The sequence below is a fragment of the Psychromonas sp. psych-6C06 genome, from assembly GCF_002835465.1.
Taxonomy (GTDB): domain Bacteria; phylum Pseudomonadota; class Gammaproteobacteria; order Enterobacterales; family Psychromonadaceae; genus Psychromonas.
In genome coordinates this window covers 106274-129344 of record NZ_PIZM01000004.1, presented here as the reverse complement: position 1 = coordinate 129344, position 23071 = coordinate 106274, and the positions used below count along the sequence as shown (strand labels likewise).

Below are 23071 nucleotides of genomic sequence, written 5' to 3'. Positions count from 1 at the left end.
AACGCTATAGGGGAGGGATATTTATGAGGCAGATCATAAACAGCTTGGTTTGAGATAATTAAACAGTTCTTTAGCTGCTTTAGCCGGTTTCTCTTCTTTTTTCTCTTTATTGGCTTGGCGTACTAATTGGCGTAATTTTTGTCGCTCTAGTGAATCGTGCTCTGCCAGTAGTTCATTGATTTTATTGTCGCCCTGATCAATTAACTCATCACACAGCTTCTCTAATCGCTGTGTCGCGTGAGTTAGTTGTTGATGCTTATTATTAAGTTTATCGATTGCGGTGCGAATAGCATCGCAATCTTCATTACGTAATACTTTACCAATATATTGAATTTGGCGACGCAAGGCTTCATTTTTATCCATGATTTTGTGTGCCACAGAAATCGCATGAAATAAAAGCTCACTTCCTGGTATCTGTGTAAGCTGTTTTTTATTCAAACCTACTAATTCACGGCCAATGAGTTTTAATGCATCAGCTTCACGTTTGATTTGTGATTTGCTGATCTCTTCTTCTTCGATTACTTCTACTTTTTTATTCATAATGTTTTGTCGTTACAGATTAAAGGGGAATTAATTGAAGTATACGTGTTATTCTTGCCGTTTCTAAATTTAATTTATGATACTGGTATTTGATTATGATTGAACAAAAACAACAACTCGAAAATGCGGTCAATGAAGCCTTAATAATTGCTAATAAATTGGGTGTTGATCAAGCTGAGGTTGCCCTCGGGAAAACATCTGGTAGTGCTGTGAATACGCGTTTAGGTGAAGTTGAAAATGTGGAGTTTAATCTCGATGGAGCCATGGGCATCAGTGTCTATATCGACCAATGTAAAGGTAGCGCGTCTACTTCTGATTTAAGCCCTGAAGCGATAGCTTCGACAGTAAAAGCCGCCGTTGATATTGCTAAATATACTAGCCAAGACAAATTTTCTGGCTTACTAGATAAAGATTTATTAGAGACTGAACCACAGGATTTAGACTTATATCATCCAAGCAATGGCGATACAGATCAACTGCTTGATTTAGCGAAACAGTGTGAAGAGATTGCTTTGAATAGTGATAAACGAATTGTCAACTCCGATGGGGCGGCGGTTAATAGTCATTCAAGCTTACGTGTTTACGGTAATAGCAATGGTTTTCTGCATAGCTATGCAAGTAGCCGACACAGTTTAAGCTGTGTATTGATTGCGCAACAGGGTGACGAGATGCAACGCGATTATAGCTATACCAGCGCTCGTGATATGCAGGATTTATTTAGCGCGAAATGGGTTGCCGATGAAGCGGTAAAGCGGACAGTTTCACGTCTTGGCGCAACAAAGATTGCAACGCAACAAGCACCAGTGCTGTTTGCCCCAGAAGTTGCAACTGGCTTATTCGGTCATTTAGTAAGTGCAATTAGTGGTACCAGTTTATATAAAAAATCGACATTTTTGCTCGACAGTTTACAGACACAAATTTTTCCTGAGTGGATGCAAATATTAGAAAAACCACATGTGATCAAAGGGGTTGCTAGCTCACCTTATGATCAAGAAGGGGGAAGAACCATCGATAGAAGTATTGTTGAACAAGGGGTATTACAAACTTATCTGTTAACCGGTTATGCTGCACGTAAATTAAAAATGCAAAGTACGGGGCATACAGGGGGCATTCATAATTGGTTTGTGAAATCGAATGGTTTGGACTTAGCTGGATTATTTAAAGAGATGGGGACAGGCTTTTTTGTTACGGAGTTAATGGGCCAAGGAGTTAACATGGTAACTGGAGATTATTCAAGAGGTGCAGCTGGCTTTTGGATCGAAAATGGTGTCATCGCTTACCCAGTGCACGAAGTTACCATTGCAGGTAATTTAAAAGAGATGTTTATGGGTATTGAAGCGGTTGGTTCAGATATTGACCCGCGCAGTAGTCTAAAAACAGGATCTATTTTAATTAATCAAATGAAAATTGCAGGTGCTTAATATTCAAGCTTGATATTTGATCTTAACTAAAAAATTATGCCAACCACTGTTGGTGTAATTTTTCACTATCACCTAAATAGCTCAATAACCACTTAATTGCAGGCGCTAAAGAGCCTTCACGCCATGCAAGGCAACAAGGACTGTTTTGATGTGGGTTTTGCAACTCTTTTTTTACTAATAGCCCTTTTTCTACTAAAGGTGTAGCGCGGTGCGTTGGCATTACACCAATACCAAGGCCTGCAATAAATATTTGTTCAGCGCTGTGCCAGTTCGGTACTACAATTCTCCGCTGATTATTAAGTAGCCATGTGGTACGTTTGGGTAATGTACGTGCACTATCTTCCAAACAGATACTGGGAAATTCAACCAGTTGTTCATCCGATAAAGCACTAGTGTAGTGTGCAAGGGGGTGGTTTGTACTGACGACAAAGTCCCATGATAACTCTCCCATGCTACGATAAGCTACACCTCCTGTGATAGGGATTGCAGAAGTCGCGCCAATAGCAATATCAGCGCGAGCGTCTACTAAAGCATCCCAAACCCCATTAAATACTTCCATGGTCAACAGCAGCTCAATATCCGGAAATTGTTGATAAAAATCTTCAACTAATTGATTCACTGATGCTTCTCTAACGACATTATCGAGAGCAATTGAGACGCTACTTTGCCAACCATTTGCAACGCGCTGAGTTTGTGTTTTGACCTCGTCCATTTGCTTTAATAATACTCTTGCCTGTTGTACAAAATATTCACCAGCAGCGGTTAGTTTCACCTTACGGTGCAAACGCTCAAAGAGTAATACCCCCAGTTTATCTTCAATTAATTTCACATTATAACTAATTGCACTGGGCACTTTATGCAGTTCGTCGGCCGCACTTGAAAAACTTCCTCGGCGAGCAACCGTTTCGATAACGCTTAAATCATGGTGAGAAAACATACACATCAACTTTTTTGATAGCAATGGTTAAAATATACCGTTTTAATCCTCTTTTGTGCAAGTTTATACTGCTTTAAAATTTTCTATGTGAGCAAAAAATGAATACACAACACACTAAAGTTCCGTATGTTTGGCTATCTGGTTTGAGCATGTTAGGTTTTCTAGCAACCGATATGTACTTACCTGCTTTTGATATATTGCGTCAAGACTTAGCCACCAGTAGTCAAATGATCGGTTGGTCTTTGAGTATTTTCCTTCTTGGAATGGCAATTGGACAGGTAGTTTATGGCCCATTGAGTGAGCGTTTTGGCAAAAAGCGTGTATTGATATCAAGCTTGGTTATTTTTAGTGTCGGTACCATAATCTGTGCATTATCGAGTAATGTCGAGCTATTACTTGCTGGTCGATTTATCCAATCGATAGGTGCAGCTGGCGCGACGATTATTTGGCAAGCTTTTGTTATCGAAAAATATGATGATAAAACCTCCCAACGTATTTTTGCAACAGTTATGCCATTAGTAGCGCTTTCTCCTGCACTTGCGCCCTTACTTGGTGCGTTATTAGAAGCGCAGTTTGGTTGGCAGAGTATTTTCTACTGTTTATTGTTGATCGGTATAGCTTGGGCTTTTCGTAGTAGCTTCATTGACTTTAAATGTGAAAAAGATCCATTAGCTACAGTACGTGAGAAAAATATCAAAACGTCGATATTAAAGCAGTATGTAACAATTTTAAAATCTAAGAAATTCAGTGGCAATATGATTATCTATGCAGCTTGTTCGGCCGCTTTTTTTGCTTGGCTTACTGGCTCACCTTTTGCAATGAGCGCAATGGGGTATTCTGGTACTGATATTGGTTTAAGTTATCTACCACAAACTATCGCTTTTATCATCGGCGGTTACAGTTGCCGTTACTTACTTAATCGTTATAGCAGTGAGCAACTATTACCGTGGCTATTAAAACTGTTTATCTTGAGTGTTGTTGCAATGTTTTCTGTTGCGAGTTTGGCGACACAGACAAGCATTATTCCGCTATTAATACCGATGTGTTTTATGGCCGCCGCTAATGGAGGGATCTATCCTATTGTTGCTAATAATGCATTATTAGCATTTAAAAACAGTAGTGCGTCTGCATCGGGCTTATTGAATTTTTTGCAGATGATGCTATGTGTATTAGCGAGTGGGGTAGTGTCACTATTTAGTGATTATGGTGTGTTAGCAATGACCGCTGTAATGGTGTTTCAAGGCATATTGGTGTTGTTTGGTTATAGTCTCATTGCTAAACAACGTAAATTAGAAAAATTAGTCGTTGCGACAGTTTAAGCTAGGTAACATCAACGCTGATTAGTGGAAGCGTTATAGTCTTTGGACTCAAATAGTTATCTCCAAAAATAACTAGCTGATTTACTGGTTAAAGTAACTTATCTCTTCGTTAATATTTTCGTAAAGGCTACAACCATTTACGTCAAATTTAGCCTTGGGTTAAGTTGCTTTTCCTGTGCAAAATTTAGATCATATACTTAATTCAATAATAAGCTAACGATGAATTAGCGTTTTTTCTGATGGACGATGAAAGCACCAGGGTATTCTTTTTGTAGCTGTTCAAGCAGTTTTCGTGCTTTTTTCTCACTGTTTAAGGGCCCCAAGCGTAATCTATAATTACTTTTATCTTGTAAAGCCGATTGACCTACTGCGTATTTTTCACTTAGTTGCTTGCCTAATTTATTTGCCTTGTCTTGCTGTGAAGTTACTAAATATTGAACATAATAGAATCCATTCAAGTAGTCATTCTTATGTTCATTTTGATCTACGGGAATATGAATAAGCTCAATTTCCACCTTTGCAGTACCAGATTTAATGATGTCGAGCTTATGGGCTGCGACATAGGATAGATCAATGATCCGACCTTCATGAAAAGGACCTCGATCGTTAACACGCACAATCACACTTTTCTCATTTTCAAGGTTAGTCACTCTGACATAGCTCGGTAAAGGTAAGTTTTTGTGTGCAGCACTCATTGCATACATGTCATAGCGCTCGCCATTAGAAGTAAGGTGACCATGAAACTTATTTCCATACCACGAAGCATACCCAGTCTCACTAAAAGAGGTGATGTCGTTAAACACTGGGTAGTCGATACCGCGTACTCGGTAGTTGCTGTTTCCACCACGAGAGTAGGGCTCATATCGTGGAACCGCATCTTCAATGTGTGTCAGTGGTGGAACATCATCAGGGTGATGATCATTATTATATTGATAGCGACTGGAGCTACAGCCTGCAAGTACGCTAATTAAAGTTAAGTATAATAATGTTTGTGTTTTTAGGGGCATAGCTGAATGACCGAATTGTTTATTTAGCGTTAAAACGCTTATGGGTATTGAATGACATTAACACGCCAAAACCAGCGAGTAGTGTAACGATGGAAGTACCACCGTAACTAATTAACGCTAAAGGCACGCCAACAACCGGTAATAATCCACTGACCATGCCAATATTTACAAATACATAGACAAAAAAAGTAAGGATAATACTGCCAGCAACTAACTTGGTAAAGGCATCTTGAGCTTGATTAGCTATCCATAATCCTCGACCAATAATGAACAGGTAAATCGTCAGCAATAGCAAGATACCAATAAAACCAAACTCTTCAGAATACACCGAAAATATAAAGTCAGTATGTCGCTCTGGCAAAAACTCCAGCTGTGATTGTGTACCTTGTTGCCAACCTTTTCCCCAGAGTCCACCAGAGCCAATGGCTATTTTAGATTGTATAATATGATACCCAGCACCAAGTGGATCTGCTTCCGGATTAAATAGTGTCATTACTCGCCCTCGTTGGTAATCATGCATTAAATAGAACCACAGCACTGGAATAAAAGCGAGTACACCTCCAATAGCAATACTAATGTATAACCAAGATATTCCGGAAAGAAAGAGGACAAAAATACCTGAAGAAGCAACCAAGATAGAAGTACCGAGATCGGGTTGCTTGGCAATTAATAGTGTTGGAATTATCACAATTAACAGCGCAATAAGGGCATTTGATAAGCGTGCAGGAAGCGTATATTGGCTGATATAATAAGCGACAGCAAAGGGCATGATCAGTTTCATTATTTCTGAGGGTTGAAACTTCGTAAAGCCAAGGTCTAACCAACGTTGTGCTCCTTTACCTGTATGGCCAATAACTAAAACTGCGATTAGCATTAATACACAAATGATAAAAATTGCGGGTGTCCAGCGTTGATAAACTTCAGGAGGAATTTGTGCCATTACTAGCATCGCTACCATCGCAATGCTAAGCCGAATTATTTGTGGCATGATCCAGTCGGGCGAAACAGAATAAAGAGTGATGAGGCTTAAGCCCATTAAGCTGAAAATACCAAGCATTAACCATGGATCAATATGAAGTCGATAAAAAATACTCTTCTGCGCTTTGGTACTAACCATATTAATTATCCAGTATGTCTTGGTCTTTTATGTTATCGAAGTATTCGTCAAAAAGTTCACGTAATACGGGGGCCCCATTTGAGCTTCCCCCACCTGCATTTTCTAAAATGACGGTGGCGACAATCTCTGGAGACTCATAAGGAGCGTAGGCAACAAACATTGCATTATCTCTATGGCGTTCAGCAATGCTAGCCGCGTCATATTCCTCATCTTCTTTAATATTGATAACCTGCGCTGTTCCTGATTTACCTGCCACTGTATATGAGGTATCAGCAAATGCTCGATGCGCTGTCCCTGTAATTTTACTGGTTACCCCATACATCGCTTTTAATGCAATGTCCCAGTAGTGTTCATCCTTTAAAACGATAGAGGGCGACATATTAACAGGCGGGGTAAATTCACCACCATCAGATACAATAGAATGAAGAATGTGAGGTGCAATGATTGTTCCTTTTCTAGCCAGAATCGCCGTAGCTTGGGTTAGCTGAATAGGCGTGACTGTCCAATAGCCTTGACCTATTCCAACAGAAATCGTGTCACCATCGTACCAAGGTGCTTTATAGCGCTGCCGTTTCCATTCTCTTGAGGGCATGATTGCTTTCGTTTCTTCGGCAAGATCTAGACCACTATATTGACCAAAACCAAACTGTTCCATAAAGGGGTTGATTCGATCAATGCCTATTTTATAAGAAGCATCATAAAAATAAGTGTCACAACTTTGCTCAATTGCGTGAATCACATCAACTTCGCCATGTCCCCAGCGTTTCCAGTCACGAAAACGGCGTTTACTACCAGGAACAATCCACCAACCAGGATCTTTAATTTTAGTATGTTCTGTAACAACACCTGTATCTAAGGCGAGTAACGCCATTTGTGGCTTGATCGTTGAAGCGGGTGGATAGCGACCTTGAGTCGCACGATTGATCAAAGGACGATCTTTGGAATTTAATAATTCATTATATTTTTTACTGCTGATCCCTTGCACAAACAGATTAGGATCATAACTGGGATTGGATACTAAGCTTAAAATACCACCGGTTCTCGTATCCATTACAACGACAGAGCCACGTGTGTCGCCAAGCAGTTTTTGTGCTTTAAGCTGTAGATTAATATCGATGTTAAGTTTAATGTCTTTACCGGGAACTGGCGGTGTAAAATTTAAAACGCGAATCACCTTACCCCAGCTGTCTACTTCAACTTGTCTTTGACCGGGGTGGCCATGCAAAATCTCTTCATAATATTTTTCAATACCTAGCTTACCAATATAGTTTGTGCCTCGGTATCGGGCGGTTGCACCTTGTTCATCAATTCGAATAAGATCTTTACTGTTTATCTTGGCGATATACCCTAAAACATGTGTAAAAGCATCACCGAAGGGATAATAACGTTTTAGGTTGGCTTGAATTGAAAAACCTTTAAATTGGTGTTGATTAACGGTAAATAAAGCAACCTCTTCGCTACTTAATTGATCCCGTAATAGTATTGGCTTGTAAGATCGAGCGCGGGCATAGCGATTACGGTTATAAAATTTTTCAACTTCTTGATCAGTTAAATCGAGCATTTCTCTAAGTTTTTCAATCTTTTGCTTAAGGTTTTTTGTTTTTTTTACAACAACCTGCAAGCTATATACAGGCCTATTTTCTGCGAGAATAATACCGTTACGATCATAAATTAAGCCTCGATTTGGTGGCACTGTTTGCACATTAATACGGTTATCGTTAGATCGTGTTTGAAAGCTTTCGAAAGAGTTGATTTGCAGATAATAAAGGTTTGAGATTAGGGCTGCGATGGCAATAATAATTGCAATAAAAACCACCAAAGTACGGCGCATAAAAAGTGCTGATTCAGCAGAATGATTACGTATATTGATGGGTTTTCTTGGCACAAATTACTCGCGGTGGTAGGGATGGTTTATCGTTAATGTATAGGCGCGATAAAGACCTTCAGCAACAATAATACGCACTAAGGGATGCGGTAAGGTAAGTGCTGAAAGTGACCAACGTTGTTCTGACTTTGCAATACACTCTGGAGCAAGCCCTTCTGGCCCTCCAATTAACAAGCTAATATTTCGAGCATCTAATTGCCACTTTTTCATTTCGCCAGCTAATTGCTCTGTTGTCCAAGGCTTGCCTGTCACCTCAAGGGTGACAATCTTATTACCTTTTGGGATGGCTGCTAATGTCAGTTCACCCTCTTTTTTTAAAATGCGCGCTATATCTGCATTCTTACCACGTTTTCCGGCATTTATTTCAAGCAACTCAAGTTGCATCTCTTTGGGAAAGCGTCTTGCATATTCTTGATATCCTTTTTCAACCCAGTCGGGCATTTTAGTGCCCACTGCGATCAACTGAATTTTCATTAAGCAGACTGTCCCCAAAGTTTCTCTAGATCGTAAAATTGACGTGTTTCATCTTGCATAACATGCAATACAACATTACCTAAATCAACCAGTACCCATTCACTGCCCTCTAAGCCTTCGACACCAATGGGCGCTTCCCCAGCGCGCTTAGCTTCTAATGCAGTTTGTTCAGCAATTGAACGTACATGGCGTTTCGAGTTACCAGTACAGATAATCATAGTATCAGTTACATCAGAGCTATCTGATACATCAATGATAGTGATCTCTTTGGCTTTCATATCTTCGATTTGTGTAATTACAAATGCTTTTAATTCTTGGTCTAACAAAGGAGTGTCCTTTTTAAATAAAACAGCTAATCGAGAACTATATCACGTTCATGACATTCACCTAGCATTTTTGATAATAATTTCACCATTTAGAGCACATTTACAGCGCTAGCGTAATGTTCATCAATTTTGAACATATAGATCATGTTTGTGTGATAAAAATCATAAAAAAAAAAGATCCTTTGCTTGCAAAAACGGTGCACTTTATTACACTTCCTCATCTATTGTGGTAAAAAGTGTCGAAAAGTGGATCTTTTACCCTAAATAAGAAATTTACGACCCTAAAAGAGCCATATTTTCTCAAGTTAGGACTTGATCGTCATGTTACGAAGTGCAAATGCCATCAATATGGACACCAAAGGAAGGATCGCGATGCCAACTCGATATCGCGATAGCCTATTGGAATCTTGCCATGGTCAATTTGTCTGTACGATCGACTTACAATCGCCTTGCTTATTGATTTATCCATTGAATGAATGGCTGGTCATTGAAAAAAAATTAAGTGCATTATCGAGCACCAATCCGATTGAAAGGCGGGTGCAACGTTTAGTCTTGGGCTATGCAACAGAAACAGAACTCGATAAAGGAGGCAGGTTATTGATTGCGCCTACTTTACGAAAGCATGCAAAATTAGAAAAGAAAGTGATGCTAGTTGGTCAGTTCAATAAGTTTGAATTGTGGGACGAAGATATGTGGCAGCAGCAAGTTGAAGCTGATCTACTCGAAGGTTTGCCCGCTGGTGAGCTATTAACTGAAAGTTTAAAAGGATTCTCACTGTAATGGCAGAGCACATCACGGTTTTATTAGATGAAGCGGTTAATGGATTAGCCCTTAAAAAAGACGGCATTTATGTAGATGGTACCTTTGGTCGTGGCGGACATTCCCGCTATATTCTGGATCGTTTAGGTGAAAATGGGCGATTAATTGCGATCGATCGCGATCCGCGTGCTATCGCTGTTGGCGATGCATTAATGCAAGCTGACCCGCGTTTTAGTATTATTCATGGCCCATTCTCTGGATTAGCTGAGTATGTAAAAGAGTTAGGCTTGGCTGGAAAAATAGACGGTGTGTTACTTGACCTTGGTGTCTCCTCGCCACAATTAGATGATGCCGAGCGTGGTTTTAGTTTTATGCGTGACGGGCCGTTAGATATGCGAATGGATCCAACCTCAGGGATCAGTGCCGCAGATTGGTTAGCCAAGGCGGATGTTGACGATATTGGTTGGGTTTTAAAAACCTTTGGTGAAGAGAAGTTTGCTTACCGAATAGCCCGTGCAATCGTTGCCGATCGCGACGAAACACCTTTTTTACGTACGTTAGATCTCGCTAAATTGATCGAGCGCCTTTGTCCTAAACGTGAAAAGAAAAAACATCCGGCAACGCGCAGCTTTCAGGCTATTCGCATTTATGTAAATAGTGAGTTAGAAGAGATCCATAAAGTGTTAGATGGCGCGCTCGATGTACTCGCGATCGGCGGTCAGCTTTCAGTGATCAGTTTTCATTCACTTGAAGATCGTATCGTAAAACGCTTTATTCGTAAGCAGGAGAAAGGACGTGAATATCCTGCTGGACTGCCTCTCACAGATGAGCAGATGCAGTCTGGAAAAACATTAAAAGCAGTAGGTAAGGCGCTAAAACCGACCTCGCGTGAAATAGATGACAACCCAAGAGCGAGAAGCTCAGTATTACGCGTTGCTAAAAAAATAGCGCACCCAGAGAATGCATAATTGAGTGTATCTCGCGATAATTTATTATTGCTGATACTCAGCGATTTACGACGATATTTTGTGGTTGTTGTTTTGGCAATCGCACTTTTAGTGAGTGCTTTTTACAATATTTATATCACCCATGAAACGCGTAAATTAGTGACAGAAAAAGATATGCTTGCACAACAGAAAGATAATTTAACCATTGAATGGCAAAACTTACTCATTGAAGAGCATACCTTAGATGAGCATAGTCGCATCAGGTACTTTGCTAAGAAAAAACTCTCTATGGCTCAGCCAACTACAAATAATAGCGTATTAGTGGAAATACCATAACAATGAAACGGACTGTCAGTAAAAAAAGAAAAGTGCAACAAGCTCAAGCTAGGAAGGTATATCATGCTTTTTCCTCGTGGCGCTTTATGTTTGTATCAATTGTTGTCGCTAGCATTGCTGTATTATTGATATCACGCCTTGCCTATATTCAAGTAATTGAGCCTGAATATTTAACAGAAGAAGCGGACAAGCGTAGCTTACGTGTCACTAAATCAGTCACTCATCGTGGCAATATTTCTGATCGTAATGGTGAAGAGCTTGCTATTAGTGTGCCTGCTTATGCAATTTGGATCGATCCAAAAACAGTCAAAGAGGCCTATGCCTTTAATGATGAACAATGGCAAGCAAGCGCCATTGAAAACAAGCGTACTGGAAAATTAAAATATACTAAAAAGAAGTTTTTCGAATCTAAAAAATGGCCTGCATTAGCAGAGGTGCTTGATATAAAACTTGAAGACTTGGTTAAAATAATTGAGCGCCCTAACGCACGATTTGCTTATTTAAAACGCCAAGTTAATCCACCTGTCGTTGATTACATTAAACAACTAAGACTAGCCGGCATCGCTAATCAATTAGAGTCGCATCGTTATTACCCAACGGGAGAGATAAACGCTAATATTATCGGTTTAACTGACCTAGATGCTCAGGGTATTGAAGGGATAGAAAAAACCTACAATAATTTTTTACAGGGACAAAATGGTAAAAAGCGAGTACGTAAAGACAGGTTAGGTAATGTAATCGATCAAATCGAAGTCGTTGCTGAGAAAAAAGCAGCTGGTAACTTAGCGCTTAGTATTGACCAACGAATTCAAGCGGTTGCTTATAGCGAGTTAAAAAGGGCGGTGAAAATCCATCAAGCAACCTCAGGCTCATTAGTTGTTCTTGATGTACACACCGGTGAAATCTATGCAATGGCTAACTATCCATCCTTTAATCCAAATGATCGAAGTCAGTATCAACCTTATAAATTACGAAATCGTGCAATTACTGACACTTTTGAGCCAGGCTCTACCGTAAAACCTTTGGTGGTGGCGAGTGCGCTTGCTTACAAAAAAACCGACGTTGATGAAGTTATCAATACTTCACCTGGTTGGATGAATATTGGTGGACGTCGTGTACGAGATGGCAAAAATTTGGGCGAAATCGATTTAGCAATGATACTTAAAAAATCTAGTAATATAGGCGTAAGTAAGCTTGCATTACGCTTAAAACCTGGGCAGTTACAGCAGACCTTTGCTGATTTTGGATTAGGTAATGATACCGGTGTTGGCCTGATTGGTGAAAGTGTTGGGCGTTTACCGATTCGTCATCGCTGGTCTGATTTTGAATTAGCGACAATGTCTTTTGGCTATGGTATCACAGCGACTACGCTTCAAATCGCGAAAGCCTACGCTATTTTAGGCAGTGGTGGTAAACAATACCCATTAACCATTTTAAAAACCGATAATCCAGGTGAAGGAGAACAGGTCATTCCACGTAATATCGCCTTAGAAGTCGTGCATATGATGGAAGGCGTGAATGAAAAAGGTGGAACAGCAAGAAAAGCAAGCATTGAAGGTTACCGTATTGCGGGTAAAACAGGTACTTCTCGTAAAGCAGAAGCGGGTGGTTATGGTGATGATTATGTGTCCATTTTTGCAGGGCTTGCCCCAGCCAGTAACCCACGCTTTTCAATTGTGGTGATGATTAATGAGCCACAGGGAGATAGGTATTATGCAGGTGATGTTGCCGCGCCGGTTTTTTCATCGGTTATGCAAAGTGCACTTTTACTAAGCCACATTCGCCCTGATGATGAACACACTCGTTATACTCTGTTGGATCAATTAAAAGATGCCCAATAAAATAGCACATCCCTTAAACTTATTATTATCCCCTTGGTTATCGCTACCTAATACTATTTCAATGCCAGTTGCTGGCATGACTTTGGATAGCCGAAAAGTAAAAAACAACTATCTCTTTGTTGCCTTGCAGGGGGGAACTGTTGATGGACGCCTGTTTATTGAAAATGCGATTCAAGGTGGCGCGTGCGTTGTACTCGCTGAAACGAAAGATAAACAGCAACATGGCATGATTGAAAGCAACAATGAAACCCCTATTATTCATTTTTATGACCTCACTAAGGTACTAAGTAAACTCGCTTATCAGTTCTATTTTCCTGACGCAGATTGTCATAAAGTAATCGGCGTGACAGGCACAAATGGTAAAACAACGATTGCGACTTTATTAGCTAATTGCCTAACGTTACTCAATCAAAAGAGTGCTCAGATGGGCACCATTGGTAATGGCTTATTTGGCGAGTTAGTTAGCAGTTTGAATACCACGCTAGATCCTCTTTCTGTATTTGCATGCCTTAATGATTATCAGTGGCAGGGAACAAAATATACAATGATGGAAGTTTCCTCTCACGGATTAGTTCAAGAAAGAGTCAGTGCAGTACCATTCCATAGTGCCATTTTTACCAATTTAACGCGTGACCACCTCGATTACCATGGCACGATGCAAGCTTATGGTGATGCGAAGAAAAAGCTGTTTGAAGACTTTCCCCTTAAACATCGAATTATTAATCTAGACGATAAAACGGGTGCAACATGGGTAGACGAATACCCTGATGCCATCACCTTCAGTACACATAATAAACGTTTACTTTCACATCGATACTTAATGACTCACAGAGTCCGTTATTTAGCCCAGGGATTAGCCTTTTGTTTTGAGTCTTCATGGGGGAATGGAGAGATAGTTGCCCCCTTTTATGGTGACTTTAATGTTTCAAATTTAGCTGCTGTGATCACTCAGTTGCTTGCTGATGAGTTTACTATCCATGCTGTTCAGCAGGTTATGCCTTTGCTTAGTACCGTTGCAGGGCGAATGGAACAGTATCATTTTGAACCCCAAAATAGTACTTTTGTGGTTGATTATGCGCATACGCCTGATGCGCTTGAAAAAGCGTTATTAGCACTAAAAAAACATAGCCATAGAGGACGTTTGATTTGTGTATTTGGTTGTGGTGGCGATAGAGATAAAGGAAAACGCACCGAAATGGCAAAAGTAGCTGAAGCCTTTGCAGATAAAGTCGTTTTAGTCGATGATAACCCGCGCACCGAATCTGCTGAACAGATCATGAGCGATATCTTGGTCGGTTTCACACAACCTGATAGGGTCGAGTGTATTCATGATCGTAAACAAGCGATCGAGCAACTATTGGCTACTAGCCAAGAAGATGATCTGATTTTAGTCGCAGGCAAGGGACATGAAGATTATCAAATAATCGGTGATAAGCGCATTGATTATAGTGACCGAGTATTATTAGCCTCGTTACAGTTATTACATAAAAAGAAGACAGATTTATGATTTCCCTCTCCTTAGAAGAGATAGCATTGGCAACAGGTGGCGAATTACGCAATGTTGATACTTCCAATAATAATTTTCCAGATCACATTACAACCGTTTGTACTGATACAAGGCATATAGCTGAAGGCTGTCTATTTATTGCATTAAAAGGTGAAAACTTTGATGCTCACCAATTTTTGCTTGAAGCACAAAAGCTAGGAGCGACTGCATTTATTGTCGAGCAAGAAGGTAATATCGAATTACCCTATGTTGTAGTCAATAATACGCGCACTGCATTAGGCCAATTAGGTGCATATGTAAAAGCCAAAATTAAAAACTTAAAGTGTGCTGCTATTACCGGAAGTAATGGTAAAACCACAACTAAAGAGATGTTGAGCGCTATTTTAAGCGTTCATTGTCCTGTGGACGGAGCTGTACTATCAACCGCTGGTAATTTTAATAACGATATTGGATTACCTTTGACACTGCTTCGTCTCACTGAACAAACTCGTTTTGCAGTGGTAGAGCTTGGTGCGAATCATCAAGGGGAAATCGCTTACACCTCTGCACTTGCTAAGCCTGATGTAGCACTGATAAATAATGTTATGCCTGCCCACCTTGAAGGCTTTGGAAGTATTGAAGGGGTTGCACAGGCAAAGGGTGAAATTTGGTCAAGTTTAGAGGCGAGTGCGACAGGTGTTGTCAACCTTGATGCAAAATTTTCTCAGACCTATATTAATCAATTAAAAAAGCAACAAACATCAATATTAACTTTTTCACAAACTGACAATAGTGCCTCTGTGTTTGCTACAGAACTTGAGTTTGATCCATTAGGTCGTGCCCGTTTTACACTAAATTATGAACAACAACAGATATCAATCTGTTTGAATATTGCAGGGCAACATAACGTCAGTAATGCACTGGCTGCGGCAAGTATGGCAATTGCTTTAGGCTGTGATTTAAACGTTATAAGTAAGGGCTTAGCTTCCTTAGAACTTGTTGCTGGACGCGTAAATAGCCTGTCAATTAATGACAACCTAATGCTTATTGATGACAGTTACAATGCTAATTCGGCATCATTAAAAGCTGCGATTGATTTACTTGCTCAAAATAGTGGTGAAACGGTTCTTATCTTTTCTGATATGGGAGAGTTGGGCCAATATAATGAACAAGAGCATCGCATTGTTGGGCAGTATGCTGCTGAGCAGCAAATTACTGTATTGTTAACCGTTGGTCAGTCAACAGCATTTACCCATGAAACTTTTAAGTCATTAAGCAGTCATACCTGCTTGCATTTTGATGATAAAAAGGTGCTTAAAGCACATCTACACACTTATTTACAAAACAAACGCAATGAAAAACTAACTATTTTAGTGAAAGGCTCACGCAGCACTAAAATGGAAGAAATTGTTGCTTATATAAAGCAACAGAAAATAGGATAACGCCATGATAGTCTGGTTAGCAGAGCTTTTTTCAAGCCACTTTACATTTCTTAATGTATTAACATATTTATCAGTGCGTATGGTGCTAGCAGTATTAACTGCACTTGCTTTCTCACTATGGATCGGACCTAAATTGATTCGGTTCTTGCAGAAAATGCAAATTGGTCAAGTGGTGCGTGATGATGGTCCTGAATCACATTTTAGTAAAGCGGGGACACCCACAATGGGGGGATTAATGATCCTAGCCGCTATTACTATTTCGACCTTACTGTGGGCAAGGCTAGATAATCATTACGTTTGGGTTGTATTATTTACCACTGTCGCTTTTGGTACTATTGGTTTTATGGATGACTATTTGAAAGTTGTTCGAAAGCACCCGGATGGGTTAATTGCGCGTTGGAAATATTTCTGGCAATCAGTGACTGCTTTGGCGCTTGCCATTGTATTAATGTTGACCGCTTCTTCACCTGCAGAGCTCACTTTTGTGGTTCCTTTCTTTAAAGAGTATATGCCTTACTTAGGCTGGTTATTCATTCCTTTGGTCTACTTTACGGTCGTAGGAAGCAGTAATGCGGTAAATTTAACTGACGGCCTTGATGGGCTCGCTATCATGCCAACGGTGATGGTAGCTGCTGCATTTGCATTGATTGCTTACTTAACGAGTAACATTAATTATGCTCAGTATTTATATATACCTTATATTCCCCATGCCAGTGAACTAGTGGTGATATGTGGCACTATTGTTGGGGCTGGTCTTGGCTTCCTTTGGTTTAATACTTACCCTGCTCAAGTATTTATGGGTGATGTTGGCTCGCTTGCATTGGGAGCTTTGCTAGGTATTATTGCTATCTTAGTGCGCCAAGAGGTACTGTTATTCATCATGGGGGGGATTTTCGTAATTGAAACACTGTCGGTGATTTTACAAGTTGGTTCATACAAAATGCGTAAACAACGTATATTTCGCATGGCACCTATACATCACCACTATGAAAAGAAAGGCTGGCCTGAGCCAAGAGTGATAGTGCGTTTTTGGATCATTACGATTGTGATGGTGTTAATTGGTCTTGTTACCTTAAAAGTACGTTAATTATGGTTAAGCAACGTGTTGCCGTTTTAGGGCTGGGAATTACTGGCTTAGCCTCGGTTAATTATCTACTCAAGTTCGGCTACCAGATCACCGTCTTTGATACGAGACAAACTCCCCCTGGAGAAGATAAATTACCCGCGCAGGTAAGCCTCATTAAAGGTGAACTTTGTGGAAACACGCTGGCCTCTTTCCCATTAATTATTTCTAGCCCTGGCATTGCACTGTCAACACCTGCTTTACAAAGTGCAATTCAAGCTGGTAGTGAAATAATCGGCGATATTGAACTCTTTGCTCGAGCCCTAAAAAAAGCCCCGTATCAACATGCTAAGTGCGTTACCATCACAGGTTCGAACGGTAAAAGTACAGTAACAAGCTTATTAGGTGAAATGGCTAAACAAGCGGGCGTTAAAGTTGCTGTAGGGGGGAATATTGGTATTCCAGCGTTGGAGCTTCTTTCGCCAGATGTTGATTTATATATCTTAGAATTATCTAGTTTTCAATTAGAGACAACACACTCTTTAGATGCAAATATCGCAACCATTTTAAACCTGAGTGAAGATCACTTAGATCGCTATGATTCCTACCAGCATTATATAGATACTAAACACAATATTTATCAACAAGCCAAAAGTACTCTGTTTAATAGTGAAGATGCGCTTACTTTTGTACGTGATAAAGATAAACAAAGTGTTAGTTTTGGTTTTTCAGATGCCACTTATCATATCAATGTTGATGCTCAGAATTGCAGTTGGCTTGCTAAAGGTGAGTGCTTACTACTTTCTGTTGATGAGTTAAAAATAAGTGGAAAGCATAACTGGTTAAATGCACTCGCTTGTCTTGCATTAGGGGAAGCCGTTGGTCTGAACATAAAACCTATGCTTGCAACATTAAAAACCTATGTGGGGCTCGAGCATCGTTGTGAATTTGTCGCCGACTGGCGAGGTGTGCGTTGGATAAACGATTCTAAAGCCACCAATATTGGTGCTACACAAGCCGCACTGCATGGTTTATCACAAACCATTATTGGTGATGTGCATCTGATCTTAGGTGGTGAAGGAAAAGGGGCAGACTTTAATGAATTAACGCCCTTTTTAAGTGATGTTAAAGGCAAAACTTATTGTTTTGGTGCTGATGCTATTAAAATTAATAAAGTAGTTCCGCAAGCACAAATGGTTGAGGATCTAGTCGTTGCTGTCAATCTACTTAGTCAAGAGGCGAAAAAAGGGGACTTAGTGATATTAAGCCCTGCTTGTGCAAGCCTTGATATGTACCCTAATTTTATGGCTCGAGGTGATCACTTTAAAAAGCTTGTCTTAGCACTGAGTGATAAATAATGACTTGGCTGCGCTCTCTCTTCACCTTTGACGATGTTAATGCACCTTACGATAAACCTTTATTGGTGATTGTATTGGTATTGATGTGTGTGGGTATGGTTATTGTCGCTTCAGCCTCTATCCCAGAGGGCATTGCTCTATCTGATGATCCTTTTCGTTTTTTAAAACGACAAGTTTTGTATGTTGGCATCTGTTTGGTTTTAATGGCGTGCATTGTAAACGTGCCTTTTTCATTTTGGTATAAGCGGCAAATGCTGATATTGATTCTCTCATTAATGGCTTTATTAGCTGTTTTAGTGATTGGTACTGAGGTCAATGGCTCTATGCGTTGGTTACGTTTAGGCCCGGTTAATATACAACCTTCTGAATTTGCAAAATTAGCAATCGTGCTTTTTTTGGCGAGTTATTTAGTTCGTCGTCAAGAGGAAGTGGTGGATACGATAAAAGGTTTCATTAAACCGCTTATCATTTTGTCGTTATTTTCATTCTTATTATTACTGCAACCAGATTTAGGTTCAACTGTAGTAATTGTTGTCGTCATGATGGGCATGTTGTTTATCGCAGACGCTAAATTGGTCAACTTTATCGCCATTATTGTTTCTCTGCTTGCGGTGATCGTTGCTTTAGTTGTCATGTCTCCTTATCGAATGGCACGTGTAGTTGGATTTTTAGACCCATGGGCAGATCCCTTTGGCAGAAGTTACCAGTTGACCCAATCCTTAATGGCTTTTGGCCGGGGTGGTTGGCTAGGCCAAGGGTTAGGCAACTCGGTGCAAAAATTAGAGTATTTACCGGAAGCGCATACTGACTTTATTATGGCTATTCTTGCCGAGGAGCTTGGGTTTATCGGGGTAAGTTTAGTGATTATACTGGAATTTATGCTTGTCTATCGGGCCTTTTCAATAGGTAAAAAAGCATTAGCGTTAAAGACGCCATTATTGTTTTCAGGTTATGTTGCAATTGGTATTGCAATTTGGTTTTTCTTCCAAACAGCGGTTAATGTCGGCGCCGCATCGGGCATTGCACCAACAAAAGGTCTAACTCTTCCATTGGTCAGTTATGGTGGCTCAAGTCTTATATCTATTGCTATTGCCGTAGCATTGTTACTACGTATCGATTTTGAAACTCGTATTGCCGCGTCTCCAATTCGATTAAAAAAATCTACGAAGAAAAAGAAAAAAATTGAGAAGTTAAATGATGGCGATGAATAAAACATTATTAGTCATGGCGGGTGGAACTGGAGGTCATGTTTTTCCCGGGCTTGCTGTTGCTGATAATTTAAAAAAGCGTGGGTGGCAGGTAAGTTGGTTAGGTACAGCAGATCGTATGGAAGCACAGTTAGTGCCAGAGCATGGCTACGATATCGACTTTATTGATATCGCAGGGGTGCGAGGTAATGGCTTAAAACGTTTATTAATGGCGCCCATACGAATCATTAAATCGATAATGCAAGCTCGGCGCGTGTTAAAAAAACGTAATGTAGACTTAGTATTAGGAATGGGGGGATTTGCCAGTGGGCCCGGTGGAATAGCCGCATGGACGTTAGGAATTCCTGTACTCGTGCATGAACAAAACGCAGCAGCTGGATTAACCAATCGTATTTTAGCGCTATTTTCCAAACAAATATTAATGGGGTTTGCTGGAGCTTTTAAGACAAAAAAAGCATTGCTAGTCGGTAATCCTGTCCGTGACAGTGTTTTAGCGCTTCCTGCAAAAATAATATCTGAACTGCATGAGCCACTGCGAGTATTAATCGTAGGAGGAAGTTTAGGCGCTAAAGTGCTAAATGAATTATTACCAGAGGTTGTGCAAAACCTACCGAAAGATGCTTTAGACATTATTCATCAAACTGGACGTGGCAACGAGCAAGCGGTGCTGTCTCATTATGAGAGCAAAGGGATAAAAGCAAATGTGCAAGAGTTTATCACTGATATGGATGCCAGTTATGCATGGGCTGATATTGTTATCTGTCGCGCAGGAGCATTAACTGTTTCTGAGGTCGCAGTAGTTGGATTGCCGGCTATTTTTATCCCCTTACCGCATGCAGTTGATGATCATCAAACTAGAAATGCACAAGATTTAGTTGATCGAGAAGGGGCTGTGTTAATCCCACAGAGTCAGTTAAATAGTAAAATATTAAGTGATTATTTACAGTCATTCAGCCAAAATAGGCTACTGCTCGTTAAGATGTCACAGCAGAGCAAAAAAGCAGCAATTTTAGATGCAACGGAACGTGTCGCAGCGATCTGTTTACAGACGGTACAATAAGATAAAAGATAGGGATTATGCTTCTTAGGAAGTAGATAAAAATGAATGCGTATGCAATGAATATCGATATTCTAACATTGCAGGTTTTTAAACTAAGCCGATTAACCCTTTATTTTTGTCGGTGAATTAATACTAATTTTAATAACAAGTGATAGCAAAATATGACAAAAATTGAACTCGCACAGATTCGCACCATGATTCCAGAAATGCGTCGTGTAAAACAGATCCACTTCGTAGGTATTGGCGGTGCTGGCATGGGAGGCATTGCCGAAGTGCTTGCTTATGAAGGTTACAAAATCACGGGCTCTGATATTGCAGTGAACCCTGTTGTGGATCGATTACGTTCAATTGGTGCAGATATTTTTATCGGCCATCAACAAGAAAATATTTATGGTGCATCTGTTGTTGTTGTTTCAACTGCCATTAACCCTGAAAACCCTGAACTACTTGCCGCACAACAAGCACGTATTCCCGTTGTTCGTCGTGCGGAAATGTTAGCTGAACTAATGCGCTATCGTCATGGTGTTGCTGTTGCTGGTACGCATGGTAAAACCACCACAACAAGTTTAATTGCTAGTATTTATGCACAAGCTGAGCTAGACCCGACTTTTGTCATTGGAGGATTGTTGAATAGTGCTGGTACCAATGCAAAGCTAGGCCAAAGTCGATACTTAATTGCAGAGGCTGATGAAAGTGATGCATCTTTCCTGCATCTACAACCCATGGTTTCTGTGGTCACAAATATTGAAGCTGATCATATGGATACCTATCAAGGTGACTTTGAAGTTTTGAAGGAAACCTTTGTAAAATTCATCCAGAATTTACCTTTCTATGGAACTGCTGTTGTTTGTTTAGATGATACTGTCGTCGAGGAGTTAATTCCTAAATTTGCTCGTCAATGTGTAACTTATGGTTTTCATGAGCAAGCTGATGTGCGTATCTCTAATTTTAATCAGTCAATGAACCGGTGTGCTTTTACTGTACATCGTGCCAATAAAGATGATTTGAATATTCAACTTAATTTACCTGGAAAGCATAATGCACTAAATGCAGCCGCAGCCATTGCTGTGGCTATGGAGGATGAGATTGAAGACGATGTGATTGTGCAAGCTTTTTCCGAATTTGAAGGTATTGGCCGTCGCTTTGAACAATATGGAGAGTTTGAAACAGGTAATGGTAAGGCGATGCTTGTAGACGATTATGGCCATCATCCAACAGAGGTACAAGCGACTATTAATGCGGTTAGGGCTGGTTGGCCTGAAAAACGTTTAGTAATGGCTTATCAGCCACACCGTTACACCCGAACACGTGATCTTTACGAAGACTTTGCACATGTATTAGGGCAAGTTGATCAATTGCTCTTACTTGATGTTTATGCCGCAGGAGAAACGCCTATTGCCGGCGCTGATAGTCGATCATTATGTCGCACTATTCGACAACATAGTGGAAAAGAACCTATTTTTGTTGCCTCCGCTGACCTTTTACCAGGAATCTTAGCGCAGGTGATCGGCGAAGGAGACATTGTATTAACGCAAGGCGCTGGAAATATTGGCGCAGTTGTAAAAACATTAGCTGATTTAAAATTAGATATTACAAAAATGACACAGGCAGGCGAAAAATAATGCAACAAGACTTTGGTAAGGTTGCCGTTTTATTCGGTGGAAATAGTGCTGAGCGTGACGTGTCATTAGCATCGGGTAATGCCATTCTTACCGCACTTATCAGTCAAGGGATTAATGCCGTTGGTATCGACCCAAAAACAGACGATATTAGTTTGTTAAAAAAGCTGGGATTTGACCGTGTTTTTATTGCCTTACATGGTCGCGGTGGTGAAGATGGTGTTATTCAGGGTTTTTTAACAACATTAGATATTCCTTTTACTGGTTGCGGTGTGATGAGCTCTGCGATTGCGATGGATAAATCAAAGACCAAGCAGATTTGGCAGAGTATGCAGTTACCTACTGCTGACTATCAATTAATTGTCAAAGAAAGCTTTGATGAATCGCAGTGTGCCGCTATACTGGCTCGTTTATCAGGCACGGTGATGGTTAAGCCTATTAATGAAGGCTCCAGCATTGGTATGGCAAAAGCAAATAATGAACAACAATTGATTGCTGCACTTAATAACGCTTTTACCTATGATGACAAAGTGCTAGTTGAAGCTTGGATAACCGGAAAAGAGTTTACTGTTTCAATGCTAAATGGTCAGACGTTACCAGCTATTCGCATGCAGACTAAAAATGAATTCTATGATTATCAAGCTAAATATCAATCTACAGATACGCAATATTTTTGCCCCTGTGGATTGGAGGATGATAAATTAGCTGAGTTGAACCGTCTTGCGATTGAAGCCTTTAACGCTATTGGTTGCCGTGGATGGGGGCGTGTTGACTTTATGCTTGATGAACATGAACAGTGGTATCTGCTGGAGGTAAACACTGTGCCCGGGATGACTACATCAAGCTTAGTCCCGAAGGCTGCGAAACAGGCGGGTTATAGTTTTGAGCAATTGGTTGTAGAAATTCTCAAACAGACATTATAAGTA

21 protein-coding genes are annotated in these 23071 nt (G+C 40.3%); 14 read left to right on the top strand and 7 right to left on the bottom strand.

The genetic code is table 11. From position 1 onward, the window contains the following. Positions 1–33 precede the first annotated feature (33 nt). Entirely contained in the window at positions 34–540 is a 507-nt protein-coding gene (gene yjgA / locus CW745_RS07685; protein WP_101108066.1) for a ribosome biogenesis factor YjgA, read from the bottom strand. 95 nt (positions 541–635) lie between these two features. Here yjgA and pmbA point away from each other — a divergent pair, with 95 nt between their 5' ends. Continuing rightward, positions 636–1961 carry a metalloprotease PmbA gene (gene pmbA / locus CW745_RS07680; protein ID WP_101108065.1) on the top strand — a complete coding sequence of 442 codons (1326 nt, stop codon included), beginning with the start codon at positions 636–638 and terminating at the stop codon, positions 1959–1961. A gap of 34 nt (positions 1962–1995) precedes the next feature. On the opposite strand, the gene punR is transcribed toward pmbA, so the two are convergent. After that, the gene (gene punR, locus CW745_RS07675) at positions 1996–2898 is read right to left on the bottom strand and encodes a DNA-binding transcriptional activator PunR (RefSeq protein ID WP_101108064.1); all 903 of its coding nucleotides are present in this window, start codon (positions 2896–2898) and stop codon (positions 1996–1998) included. A gap of 98 nt (positions 2899–2996) precedes the next feature. Here punR and punC point away from each other — a divergent pair, with 98 nt between their 5' ends. Then, a complete protein-coding gene (gene punC, locus CW745_RS07670; protein WP_101108063.1) occupies positions 2997–4217 on the top strand; it encodes a purine nucleoside transporter PunC in 1221 nt (406 codons plus the stop codon). Positions 4218–4441: 224 nt separating this feature from the next. Here the strand turns inward: punC and CW745_RS07665 are convergent, their stop codons facing one another. The 5 genes from CW745_RS07665 to rsfS are packed head-to-tail and all read right to left on the bottom strand — an operon-like array spanning position 4442 to position 9026. Beyond that, positions 4442–5224 carry a septal ring lytic transglycosylase RlpA family protein gene (locus tag CW745_RS07665; protein WP_101108062.1) on the bottom strand — a complete coding sequence of 261 codons (783 nt, stop codon included), beginning with the start codon at positions 5222–5224 and terminating at the stop codon, positions 4442–4444. 19 nt (positions 5225–5243) lie between these two features. Then, positions 5244–6341: a rod shape-determining protein RodA gene (rodA, locus tag CW745_RS07660; protein WP_101108061.1), complete on the bottom strand. Its 1098-nt coding sequence runs from the start codon at positions 6339–6341 to the stop codon at positions 5244–5246. Between the two features lies 1 nt (position 6342). Continuing rightward, positions 6343–8226: a penicillin-binding protein 2 gene (mrdA, locus tag CW745_RS07655; protein WP_101108060.1), complete on the bottom strand. Its 1884-nt coding sequence runs from the start codon at positions 8224–8226 to the stop codon at positions 6343–6345. A gap of 3 nt (positions 8227–8229) precedes the next feature. Continuing rightward, the gene (gene rlmH, locus CW745_RS07650; RefSeq protein ID WP_101108059.1) at positions 8230–8700 is read right to left on the bottom strand and encodes a 23S rRNA (pseudouridine(1915)-N(3))-methyltransferase RlmH; all 471 of its coding nucleotides are present in this window, start codon (positions 8698–8700) and stop codon (positions 8230–8232) included. Next, positions 8700–9026 (bottom strand): ribosome silencing factor, encoded by a 327-nt coding sequence (gene rsfS / locus CW745_RS07645; protein WP_101108058.1) that lies wholly within the window; start codon positions 9024–9026, stop codon positions 8700–8702. Before rsfS ends, rlmH begins: the two co-directional genes overlap by 1 nt. Before the next feature lie 321 nt (positions 9027–9347). On the opposite strand from rsfS, the gene mraZ reads away from it, so the two are divergent. From mraZ to CW745_RS07585, 12 genes are all read left to right on the top strand, one after another. Then, complete coding sequence (gene mraZ / locus CW745_RS07640) at positions 9348–9806, top strand: division/cell wall cluster transcriptional repressor MraZ (protein ID WP_101108057.1); 459 nt, start codon at positions 9348–9350, stop codon at positions 9804–9806. Beyond that, positions 9806–10753, top strand: coding sequence for a 16S rRNA (cytosine(1402)-N(4))-methyltransferase RsmH (rsmH, locus tag CW745_RS07635; protein WP_101108056.1), 948 nt, complete (start codon positions 9806–9808; stop codon positions 10751–10753). The genes mraZ and rsmH overlap by 1 nt, the downstream gene beginning before the upstream one ends. After that, positions 10754–11068 carry a cell division protein FtsL gene (gene ftsL / locus CW745_RS07630; protein WP_101108055.1) on the top strand — a complete coding sequence of 105 codons (315 nt, stop codon included), beginning with the start codon at positions 10754–10756 and terminating at the stop codon, positions 11066–11068. It begins immediately after the preceding gene. A 2-nt stretch (positions 11069–11070) separates the two neighbouring features. Next, a complete protein-coding gene (locus CW745_RS07625; RefSeq protein ID WP_101108054.1) occupies positions 11071–12909 on the top strand; it encodes a penicillin-binding transpeptidase domain-containing protein in 1839 nt (612 codons plus the stop codon). After that, positions 12899–14416 carry a UDP-N-acetylmuramoyl-L-alanyl-D-glutamate--2,6-diaminopimelate ligase gene (murE, locus tag CW745_RS07620; RefSeq protein WP_101108053.1) on the top strand — a complete coding sequence of 506 codons (1518 nt, stop codon included), beginning with the start codon at positions 12899–12901 and terminating at the stop codon, positions 14414–14416. Before CW745_RS07625 ends, murE begins: the two co-directional genes overlap by 11 nt. Then, positions 14413–15837, top strand: a complete 1425-nt coding sequence (gene murF, locus CW745_RS07615) for a UDP-N-acetylmuramoyl-tripeptide--D-alanyl-D-alanine ligase (RefSeq protein WP_101108052.1) — start codon at positions 14413–14415, stop codon at positions 15835–15837. Before murE ends, murF begins: the two co-directional genes overlap by 4 nt. 4 nt (positions 15838–15841) lie before the next feature. After that, positions 15842–16924 carry a phospho-N-acetylmuramoyl-pentapeptide-transferase gene (gene mraY / locus CW745_RS07610; RefSeq protein ID WP_101108051.1) on the top strand — a complete coding sequence of 361 codons (1083 nt, stop codon included), beginning with the start codon at positions 15842–15844 and terminating at the stop codon, positions 16922–16924. Further along, on the top strand, positions 16867–18258 hold the full coding sequence (murD, locus tag CW745_RS07605) for a UDP-N-acetylmuramoyl-L-alanine--D-glutamate ligase (protein WP_343226078.1): 1392 nt from the start codon (positions 16867–16869) through the stop codon (positions 18256–18258). Before mraY ends, murD begins: the two co-directional genes overlap by 58 nt. Further along, positions 18258–19469 (top strand): putative lipid II flippase FtsW, encoded by a 1212-nt coding sequence (gene ftsW, locus CW745_RS07600; RefSeq protein ID WP_101108049.1) that lies wholly within the window; start codon positions 18258–18260, stop codon positions 19467–19469. The genes murD and ftsW overlap by 1 nt, the downstream gene beginning before the upstream one ends. After that, the gene (gene murG / locus CW745_RS07595; protein ID WP_193755560.1) at positions 19462–20526 is read left to right on the top strand and encodes an undecaprenyldiphospho-muramoylpentapeptide beta-N-acetylglucosaminyltransferase; all 1065 of its coding nucleotides are present in this window, start codon (positions 19462–19464) and stop codon (positions 20524–20526) included. Before ftsW ends, murG begins: the two co-directional genes overlap by 8 nt. A 161-nt stretch (positions 20527–20687) precedes the next feature. Continuing rightward, positions 20688–22148 (top strand): UDP-N-acetylmuramate--L-alanine ligase, encoded by a 1461-nt coding sequence (gene murC / locus CW745_RS07590; protein ID WP_101108048.1) that lies wholly within the window; start codon positions 20688–20690, stop codon positions 22146–22148. Further along, positions 22148–23068, top strand: coding sequence for a D-alanine--D-alanine ligase (locus CW745_RS07585; RefSeq protein WP_101108047.1), 921 nt, complete (start codon positions 22148–22150; stop codon positions 23066–23068). Before murC ends, CW745_RS07585 begins: the two co-directional genes overlap by 1 nt. The last annotated feature ends 3 nt before the right edge of the window (positions 23069–23071 follow it).